This window comes from Tolypothrix sp. VBCCA 56010 (assembly GCF_050875635.1).
GTDB lineage: Bacteria > Cyanobacteriota > Cyanobacteriia > Cyanobacteriales > Nostocaceae > Hassallia.
The window spans coordinates 1-5303 of sequence record NZ_JBPAOH010000277.1 but is presented as its reverse complement, the minus strand read 5'-3'; the positions used below and the strand labels follow the sequence as shown (position 1 = coordinate 5303).

Annotated in this window: 6 protein-coding genes and 1 pseudogene; 2 read left to right on the top strand and 5 right to left on the bottom strand. The window is 42.5% G+C overall.

The features are described from left to right. Positions 1 to 1042, bottom strand: a pseudogene (locus AABK37_RS40285) (IS630 family transposase); the annotation flags it as partial. 452 nt (positions 1043 to 1494) lie between these two features. On the opposite strand from AABK37_RS40285, the gene AABK37_RS40280 reads away from it, so the two are divergent. Then, a complete protein-coding gene (locus AABK37_RS40280) occupies positions 1495 to 1650 on the top strand; it encodes a reverse transcriptase N-terminal domain-containing protein (protein ID WP_432556988.1) in 156 nt (51 codons plus the stop codon). 376 nt (positions 1651 to 2026) lie between these two features. Continuing rightward, positions 2027 to 2305: a transposase gene (locus tag AABK37_RS40275; protein WP_432556989.1), complete on the top strand. Its 279-nt coding sequence runs from the start codon at positions 2027 to 2029 to the stop codon at positions 2303 to 2305. 549 nt (positions 2306 to 2854) lie between these two features. On the opposite strand, the gene AABK37_RS40270 is transcribed toward AABK37_RS40275, so the two are convergent. The 4 genes from AABK37_RS40270 to AABK37_RS40255 are packed head-to-tail and all read right to left on the bottom strand — an operon-like array spanning position 2855 to position 4580. After that, a complete protein-coding gene (locus AABK37_RS40270) occupies positions 2855 to 3640 on the bottom strand; it encodes a group II intron reverse transcriptase (protein WP_432556987.1) in 786 nt (261 codons plus the stop codon). After that, the gene (locus tag AABK37_RS40265; RefSeq protein WP_432556986.1) at positions 3619 to 4164 is read right to left on the bottom strand and encodes a reverse transcriptase domain-containing protein; all 546 of its coding nucleotides are present in this window, start codon (positions 4162 to 4164) and stop codon (positions 3619 to 3621) included. Before AABK37_RS40265 ends, AABK37_RS40270 begins: the two co-directional genes overlap by 22 nt. Further along, a complete protein-coding gene (locus AABK37_RS40260; RefSeq protein WP_432556985.1) occupies positions 4112 to 4381 on the bottom strand; it encodes a reverse transcriptase N-terminal domain-containing protein in 270 nt (89 codons plus the stop codon). Before AABK37_RS40260 ends, AABK37_RS40265 begins: the two co-directional genes overlap by 53 nt. Further along, complete coding sequence (locus AABK37_RS40255; RefSeq protein ID WP_432556984.1) at positions 4332 to 4580, bottom strand: reverse transcriptase N-terminal domain-containing protein; 249 nt, start codon at positions 4578 to 4580, stop codon at positions 4332 to 4334. The genes AABK37_RS40260 and AABK37_RS40255 overlap by 50 nt, the downstream gene beginning before the upstream one ends. Positions 4581 to 5303 lie beyond the last annotated feature (723 nt).

The following is a 5303-nucleotide window of genomic DNA, read 5'->3' as shown; positions in this document are numbered from 1 at the left end:
TATCTAGTAGTGTTTTCAATTCATCTACTGATTTAAACAGACGGTGGGCAATATACTCTTTACATGAATGCCAGACTAATTCGATGATGTTGTAATCAGGGCTGTAAGCAGGCAAAAATTCTAAAATAAAATTCGGGAACTCTTGAGATATTTTAGCTATAACATCTTGACGTTTATGAAAACTAGCATTATCTAAAATTAAAACAATCTTAGGCCCAGACTGAGAAAAATCTTCAGAACGGTTTGCTTTATCTACCCAAAGATTGCTTAATTAATTCATTTAATTGTTGTAATTGCTCATAAAAAATATCCGCATTCCCTTTTTTAATAAAAAAGCATACCCGTTTCCTATCTAATTCTCTGATTGCGCCCATCACATTCACACGTCCACAACGCCGTTGTCCTGGAACAGAGTTACGTTTTCCCTTTTTACCCCAATTTTTGCGGCGAATCACACGTAAACTGAAACCGCTTTCACGCCCATTTCCATACCTGTAAACGCTCTGGCTGTTCTCGTGCTATTAATAAATATTGAGTAAGTTTCTCTTTAAACTTCGCTCTTGCTATAGGGTCTTGTTTATCTTCTAAACCATATTTAGCCCAAATATAACTATACTTTTTTCGTTTTAAAATCCTCCTCACTTGAGAACTGCTTAAATCAATACCTGTTTTCTCCGTTAAATATATGGCTAATCTTTCTGCTGTCCATTTACCAAATTCGTAACCTAACGATGATGGTTCTTGTTCGACGGTTTTTAATAACAGTTCAATATACTCAGGAGTAGCTTTTCGGTAATGTTCGTACTCTCTTATATTATGTAAAGTTTTGAGATTATCGATCCTCTCCATGCATACACCAATATGCTACTGTTCTAGGAGAACAACCTAAAAATTTAGCAATTTTCTGTTGCGGTTTCCCATCATTTTGCAGCAGAATAATTAGAATTCTTTCCCTAACGTGTGGTAGGTCGCTCTCTTTTAGAGCTTGCTGTAGCTGGCTGACTTGTTCCGACGTTAAAAAGTTTTTGGCTGGTGGCGGCATAGTTGCTTTTCAATGCTTTTCCATTTTTATTATGCAACTTAAGTGCCGATTAGCTTACCCATGAGTAAAGCCTCGGCTTGAAGATGCGTTTGAATCGTCGTTACAACGAACCAGCGCTCCGAAGGCTTAATGCGCTCTTTGCCAAAAGGCATAGGATAAGGAGTTAGCAGGTTTCTAACTGACTAACAAGCACTTCCAATAAACCCAGCGAAAAGTATCACTTCTATTGGTACATAATATGGTCATTCGGAATGAGATAACCTTTCTACTGCTCTTTTGGAGGTCGAATACCTGAGAAGGTGCGCTTTGCGCATGCAGAGAGTAGGGAAGATTGAGCAAAGCTTTGGAAAGCTCCGCCAAGGCCTCAAAAGCAAAGGTCTGGAGTAATTTCCAGAATATGCTGACAGACTCATGGTGATTTGGAAGATAAAGTCTCAAAGTAGTGAGTAGAAATGTCTAATACACAGTCTCAACAACTGATGGTGGAATGGCACAATATCAACTGGCATAAGCTAGAGCGTAATGTGTATAAGCTCCAAAAAAGAATTTATCGAGCCTCTGGGCGTGGTGATGTGAAAGCCCGATCGCAAACTCCACTCATACGTTGATGAAGTCTTGGTCAGCAAGAGCCTTATCGAAACGCACTCCTTTACCTAGGATAACCAAGGAAGAAGACGCTTCTGTGTGGATGGTGTTAAATCACTAACCCCAAAGCAACGTCTCGAACTCATAAGGTTAATGAAAATGGGTTCTAAGGTTAGAGCTACCCGTAGAGTTTGGATTCCCAAACCGGGTACAGCTATTGAAACGACATGACGGCATACCTACAATGAAAGACCGAGCCAAGAAGAGCGTTAGTTAAACTGGCACGCTTAACCAGAATTGTGTTGCGCGATTTTACCCTGCTTCATACGGCTTGGGACTTGGACGCTCATGCCAAGATGCGATAGAAGCAATATTTTTGGCAATTAGGGCAAAACCTAAATACGTGCGCTTACTTGTAAGAAAGTACGTGCTTATTACCCAATTTGGGAAAGTCTAGGTCTCTATATTTTCTTTCTACCTTCTTATTGCTCAGAAATGAATCTGATTGAATCCGAATGGCAACGCTTGAAAGAAGATGAAATTGCCGGACGTATGTTTGAAGACGAATATGATTTGGCTTCTTCTGTCATAAACGGTGTTGATTATCGAGCAAGCATTGGCTCATATCATGCTAAACGCTTCCGTTTTCACTCCTCTTCATCAACAAGAAGCGGTTAATCAATAAAAGAATGCGATAAAAGAATGCGATCGCAAGCCCCGATGCCGCGTAGCGGCATCGTCATTTTCTCCCTTAATTTTTCTTTACATAGCTTTGTTTATTTATTTCCACCCACTTAAGCGCTTAGGCAAAACGCCGCCACCCAAAAAAGAATGGGGAATGGGTGTCAAAAAGATATTGGCATCAAATAGGCAGTGACAACTGGGGAGAGCGCAGCCAGGAAGGAAGGGTCAACCCCACTTTGGCTACTTAACCATGCCGATACCCCAATAGTGCGCCATGTGAAAGTTAAAGGCGAATCGACGACCTACGACGGAAACCTGGTTTATTGGAGTACAAGAATGGGCTAGATTGACACTCCACTGGCTGTTAAGATTTCGCTCCGCTCATCTTAACTGAAAGCCAGGGGATTCTACATTCTACGTCGCAACTTGCTCGCTTCTGGGTTTCCCCAATTAGCGTAGTGGTTCCGACTGTCGGGTAAGATTGGGGTGTTGCCACCCCGCACTCCCCTAAGAACCGGACTTGACACTTTCGCATCATCCGGCTCAAGCCTTACGCAACGGGCGAACCGCACCATGTACGTGTTTGTGACACGCTTTGTGTAGGTGGATGAGGTTTTCTTCTCCATCGTTTCCACCTTTTTTAACAGGGACTATATGGTGCGTATGTAGTTCTTCTCCATTGAAGAGTGGTTCTCCACAGACTGGGTAAATCCATTTCTGTCTAGCGGCAATTCTGTAGTATTTGGTATTCTTGCTAAAATAGTTTTTGCCGTAGTTAATTTGTCTTTTTACCCAGTAGTCCCTTAGCATAGGGTCATCAGGAGAAGCTTTACCTTTAACTTTGATGTGTCGAATGATGTTGGCTTCTGTGGCTCTGGTTAGGGTGATGACCCTTAAAGAACCTCTTCTGCTTGTAGTCTTTGTAGTGAATGTCCAATTCCTTCCACCAATATTTTGGTAGTATTTATTTTTCACCCACGTTTTTGACTTTTTGGGATGTCTTCTAAGACACCATCTCCAAACAGCTTTCCATATTGCATCCTCTACATCATTAAAAGTTTTGCTACTGACAAAGTGCCTATAATAATTAGCCCACCCTCGGATGATTGGGTTTAAGGCTGCGATTACGACTTCTGGTTTTGCCGTTCTATGTTTTTTCAGCCATCCCCTTATCTGTTTAAGAAAGGTATGTACCTTTTGTTTGTGAGGTTTGATGAGGCATTTTCCTTTATAGGCACGGATGTTAAACCCTAGAAAATTGAACCCTTTATCTCTATGAATTATTTGGGTTTTTTCTTCGTTGAGTTCTAATCCTTTTGCTTTAGCCACTCTTTAATTACTGGTAGTATGGCTTCGATGTCTTCTTTAGTACTGGCGGTTATTAGAAAATCGTCGGCATAACGAATGAATCCGTATTTACTAACTTTTCTCTTCTTCTTTTGTCCTGTTCTGTATTTACCTTTGCGGGTGAATGTAACAGTTCTGTAATATTCCCCTAAGAGTTCATCAAGACCATCTAAAGCTATATTTGCCAGTAATGGTGAAATGATACCTCCTTGGGGAGTACCGCTTTCCGTGGGATGAAACACCTCTGCTTCTACATAACCTGCTTTTAACCACTGTTTAATTAGCTCTCTGCCTGGAACATTTCCTATTGCTTTGAGTATGAATTCGTGGTTAATGTTGTCAAATGCCCCCTTGATGTCAGCATCCAGTACCCATTCGTCGCGTCCGTCTTGTAATCTAATCCAGACTTGTTCGATGGCATCTTGGCAACTTCTACCAGGGCGAAAACCATAGCTATTTGCCTCGAATTTGGCTTCCCAGCTTGGATAAGAGTGAATTTTTGACAACAGCTTGTGCGATGCGATTTTTTGTAGTGGGTATACCTAGAGGACGTTTTTTGCCATTTGCCTTGGGTATATAAACCCTTCGGGCTGGTTTGGCTAGCCATAAGTTGTGAGTCAGCATTTGTGTGACTAATTTAACTCTCTGTTCCGGGGTGGTTGCCGCCTGACCATCAACGCCAGCCGTCGATTTTCCCTGGTTTTCTTGAGTTACCCTTCGCACTGACACTCTTCTGGTTAGAATAACTACGTAACATCAATTTCATCAGGCTACGTACCTTATTCCATTGACCGTTCGCGGTTGCACGATAAATTCTCCGTCTGAGGTTTTTAACACGCTTCTTAGCGGTCTTCCAGTTGATGTCCGACCAGTTTTGAAGTTGTTCCTTTGTTCCGATGTCTTGTTTGACTCTATCTTTCACTCAGGTTAAATTCCTTAACTTTGATTTACCGTTTAAGACCCGCCGGAAGTCTGCTACTTTTCAGTATGGGGCAAATTTTGAACCCCTATCCCTTGCGTTACCAAGGGCTTTCGCTTTCTCCGGCATCCTTTACCCTCTAAGTGATTCTGCCTTCCTTGCGGTTGGCTTACTCCAGCAATCGACCGTACTAGAGAACTCGTAGGGCTTACCGTGTTCCGAGGTCTGACTTACGACTGATTCGGGTGCTGCCTATACTCCGGTGGGGGTGTAGACCTATCGCTATCAGCTATCGGACTCTGGTAGCCAACCCACTTACCTTTTGGTTAGAGTGTTTCATCCTCGTTTCACTCTTCGTAACTAACGGAGCTTACGGCAGTTCGCTTTCGCTCACCTTACCCAGTCTTCGCCTTGCGCTTTAAATCCTATGAGGATTAGAAGATATTGCGCTTTTGTGCCTTGCATTCCATTGGGTTCATTACTTACTACCAACGTAGGCGGAATCAGTGACCCTTTTACATGGCGACTGGGAGATAGGAGTCCCAGGAGAGTCTTTTCCTCTCAGTCAGATGCGCTCGTCTTTCACGTCGCACCCTGTAGCGTTACTTCGGGACTGCCCGTCCCTAGTACACTGCGACAGAAATAATCCGTGGGTTTAGACAAGTAGCGGACGACCTTTATAAGTCCATTTGAAAGGTTTAGCCATTGTTTGATTGAAGTAGGTAA